At 60.4% G+C, this 3,390-nt stretch carries 5 protein-coding genes; all 5 read right to left on the bottom strand.

Annotated elements, in window-relative coordinates:
- Positions 1-413: four-carbon acid sugar kinase family protein (locus RMO15_RS15505; protein ID WP_309714357.1), on the bottom strand; the 413-nt coding region annotated here is incomplete at its 3' end.
- Positions 410-823, bottom strand: coding sequence for a VOC family protein (locus tag RMO15_RS15500; RefSeq protein ID WP_309714356.1), 414 nt, complete (start codon positions 821-823; stop codon positions 410-412). The genes RMO15_RS15500 and RMO15_RS15505, both read right to left, overlap by 4 nt.
- 11 nt (positions 824-834) lie before the next feature.
- The gene (locus tag RMO15_RS15495; protein ID WP_309714355.1) at positions 835-1,593 is read right to left on the bottom strand and encodes a DUF1559 domain-containing protein; all 759 of its coding nucleotides are present in this window, start codon (positions 1,591-1,593) and stop codon (positions 835-837) included.
- A complete protein-coding gene (locus RMO15_RS15490; protein WP_309714354.1) occupies positions 1,590-2,624 on the bottom strand; it encodes a Gfo/Idh/MocA family oxidoreductase in 1,035 nt (344 codons plus the stop codon). The genes RMO15_RS15495 and RMO15_RS15490 overlap by 4 nt, the downstream gene beginning before the upstream one ends.
- Positions 2,621-3,390 (bottom strand): MFS transporter (locus RMO15_RS15485; RefSeq protein WP_309714353.1); only part of this gene is annotated, 770 nt, incomplete at its 5' end. The genes RMO15_RS15490 and RMO15_RS15485, both read right to left, overlap by 4 nt.

Genomic DNA, 3,390 nt, shown 5'->3' with positions numbered 1-3,390 from the left:
GGCGTCTCAGCCGCAGGTGTCTCCCCGACATAGTGGATGTCGTCTCGCGTGCGGCGCTCCCCTTCCTCAAAGTACGGGACGATAAGCGTGAGGTCATGTGGCCCCAGGGTTTGATCAAGCGCATCGGTCTCAGCGGGAAAGTGGCCACGAAGCGTTGAGTCGCCGCGTGCAAGCGCTCGGATCGGGATGCCCGTTTGCTGGGAAGCGCGCTTGAGGTTTGCCCCGATCTCTTGGTAGAGGGCAAACGCCGCGTCGGTGTTGAGAGCGCGGGAGTTGGTCAGGACGAAGAAGCCTGCATTGCCCCGCAAAAGCTCGCTGGCCAGCGTCTCCACCGACCACTCCGTGAGCACAGTAACCCCCGAGACAGTCTGGGTGCCGGTCGGGTCATCGTCGAGAAGAACCGTCTGTGTCATGGTGTTTTGGGCTCTGAGGTGATCTCGATCAGGACGCCACGTGTCTCGCTGGGCTGGATAAACGCCGCTTGCCGTCCGTTGGGGCCACGCCGGGGCTTGGGATCGCGCGACGGGAGTCCGAGTGCGGGAAGCTCCTCAATGGCTTTCTCGACGCTGTCCACTAAGAAACAAAAGTGGTGTAGCCCCTCGCCGCGCTCATCGAGGTACTTGCTCAGCGCGTGCTCGGGCGTGAGTGGCTGGACAAGCTGGAGGTGCACCCCCGTGCCGGTATCCAAGTGCGTCAGGCGCACCCCTTGCTCGTCGCGCAGCTCCGTAAAGAGCAGGGGAAGCCCCAGGCGATCTCTGTAGAACGCCAGGGCCTCTTCTGTATCCCGCACGACAATGGCAATATGGTCGAGCTTCTTAAACAATTTCGCTTTTTCTACTTTCCGGTGACGCTATTGGCATAGAAGTACCAGCCCACCACGCCATCCTTAACACCGCTCACGGTCTCGACCTTGAACCACTTGGCGTGGCCATCGCAGAACGCATGATTGCTTCCCCCTGAGTGCCGCGCGGTTCCTCGCCCCTGAAGATTGGGCTCAAAGTAGTCCGTGACCGCAGGATTATACGGTCTCGCATCGCGGAAGACATTCAGGTGCTCGTCCATCACGCGCCCATCACGCTCGGACAGAAAGATCGTATCAGCGGGGGCAGTGATCTCCGCCATGGCACGCCCTGTTTGACTATTGGCTGGGGTTGCGATTCCCCAACCCACAGGGCTGTTGAAATACGGGTGCGTTCCCTGGCCCGTGTCTTTGTTCCAATAATAACTAAAGCGGTAGGCTTTGCCATCTAGCTCAATCCACATTTTACTGGTCGCGTCAGAGGGACAGGTGAAGATCTGGCTGTTTTTCACGTAGGGCGTGATTCGGGAGGCCCCATAGAATGGGTTCAGAATACGATCCGCCGCGGGGATTCGAGGGTCAACGAGCAAGCCACCAAACGATGGTGGATAGGTTTCGTCGTAGTCTTGGATGTACATCATTGTCGCCAGTCCAAACTGCTTAATATTGGACAAGCAGCTTGTCTGGCGGGCTTTTTCGCGGGCTTGGGCAAAGACGGGAAAGAGAATCGCCGCGAGTATCGCGATAATGGCGATGACGACGAGTAGTTCGATCAGAGTAAAAACACGTTTCATTGTGGGTTACCTCGGTGTGGGATGATTTGTGGGCAGCCAGTCTCTGCCGCCCGGTAGACCGCATCCTGTGCGGTCAGCGTGGCCAGGTAGTCGCGTCCTTCGGTCTCGAAAGGTGCGCCACTGGCAAGAGCATCGCGGAAGTGTGCAAGGGTGGCAAAGACACAGTCACCTGCAAACCCACGTTGCTCAAACTCATACTTTACTTCTTCCTCGGGCTGGCCGAGAAGCTTTCGTGTCAGCCGCCCGCTGGTTTCGAGGCGCAGCCGCCCCACACTGCCCTCCAGAAGAAACTCTCCAAACGTGAGGCGAGGGTCGCTGCTGCTATCCAGCGGCTCGGCGTAGCGGTCGGCATCCCAAGTGGCACGTGCTCCGCTGGCCAGCTCGACAATCACCAAGCCACTGTCCTCGCCCACGATCTCCGGATTGCGCTGGCTCAGCCAGGCACTCACGCGGGAGAGCTCGCCGCCAAAGAAGCGCATCAGGTCCAAAAAGTGGACGCCCGTCTCAAAAATAAGCAAGCGTGGCATCGTCCGAAAGTACGGCTGGCGGGCTTGGTAGGCATCCGCCTGCCAGCCATCCCCGAGGCGCGTGCGAACGGTCAGGCTGTGGAGCTTCCCGATACTGCCAGAGTCCAGCTCGCGCTTGATGGCGCGGTGCCAGGGCTGAAAGCGAAAGTTCTCATGCACCATCAGGCGAGTCTTTGCACTCTCGACAGTACCAACTAGCGCCTCGGCCTCGGCGAGCGTCGGGGCAAGGGGCTTCTGGCAGATGACAGAGATGCCACGCTCCGCGGCGAGCTTCACGAGGGGCAAGTGGCTCGCGGGTGGCGTGATGATGTCCAGAAAATCTGGCTGCACGGCATCTAGCATGGTGGCGACATCGGTGTAGACACAGGGAACGCCAAACTGCGTCGCCGTCTTCTTAGCTCTCTCATGATCCGTGTCGCAGAGCGCCGCAAGCCCGCCGAGGCGCTGCCAGGCATCGTAGTGAAACTGTGCAAAGTAGCCCGCACCGACGGCGACGCCTCTCATCGCGCCACCTCTGAGGGAATCCGAACGGCACGCCAGCAGCCAACGGCAAGCAGGCTTAGCCCTGCACCGACGTAGAAAAAGGCGGTCGGGGAGCCGGTCCACTGGAGAAGATAGGGAAAGGCCAGCGAGGTCACAAACGAGCCAATGTTGCCCGCCATGTTCATCGTCCCCGAGACGGCTCCCGCGCGGGCTCCACCGATGTCCATGCACAGTGCCCACGACGGAGCAAGTGTCATGTCTGCCCCGAAGATCGCCACCGAGAGCCAGAACACCGCAAGCGAGGCGGTGTTTGCGTTGGCTCCGAAGACCAGGCCCACTGCCGCGAGCACAAAGCCCAGCATCGCCGGGAGCTGGCGGGAGAGCGTTGTCTTGCCTTGCTTGTAGAGCCGATCCACGAGCCAGCCGGAGAGCAGATTACCCGCCGCGCCTGCCAGCAGCGGCGCGGCAGCGAGCCAGCCAGCCGAGAGTGCCGTTAAGTCGTAGGTTTTCTTGAGGTGCGGAAAGAGCCAGGTGAGCGTGAAGAAAAAGACAAAGTTGGAGCAAAAGTACTGCGCCATCGCGAGGGGTAAGTTCGGCGTTTTGAGTAGCGGTAGCGGCGCGGCATCGGTGAGCGGGGCGGCTTGCTGGCGTGTGGCGAGAATATGGGCACGCTCGGCAGACGGCAGGCCCGTGTGATCTTCCGGGCGATCTTTAAAGAGCATAAACCAGAGCACCGCCCAGACAAAGCCAGCGGCCATGAGAATTGCAAATGTCGTGCGCCAGCCAA

The organism is Armatimonas sp. (genome assembly GCF_031410135.1).
Lineage (GTDB): Bacteria > Armatimonadota > Armatimonadia > Armatimonadales > Armatimonadaceae > Armatimonas.
The sequence above is the reverse complement of the archived record's forward strand: the minus strand, read 5'-3'. Positions and strand labels throughout refer to the sequence as shown.